This window comes from Duganella guangzhouensis (assembly GCF_009674535.1).
GTDB classification, from domain to species: Bacteria; Pseudomonadota; Gammaproteobacteria; order Burkholderiales; family Burkholderiaceae_D; genus Rugamonas; species Rugamonas guangzhouensis.
In genome coordinates this window covers 1-231 of record NZ_WKJK01000085.1, presented here as the reverse complement: position 1 = coordinate 231, position 231 = coordinate 1, and the positions used below count along the sequence as shown (strand labels likewise).

Here is a 231-nt window from a genome sequence, read left to right as displayed (position 1 = left end):
ACTGCATGAAGTTGGAATCGCTAGTAATCGCGGATCAGCATGTCGCGGTGAATACGTTCCCGGGTCTTGTACACACCGCCCGTCACACCATGGGAGCGGGTTTTACCAGAAGTAGGTAGCTTAACCGCAAGGAGGGCGCTTACCACGGTAGGATTCGTGACTGGGGTGAAGTCGTAACAAGGTAGCCGTATCGGAAGGTGCGGCTGGATCACCTCCTTTCTAGAGTTTGCA

At 54.1% G+C, this 231-nt stretch carries 1 rRNA gene; it reads left to right on the top strand.

Features of this window, described 5'->3' with window-relative positions:
- Nucleotides 1-219, top strand: a 16S ribosomal RNA gene (locus GJ699_RS35500); the annotation flags it as partial.
- Between the last annotated feature and the right edge of the window lie 12 nt (nt 220-231).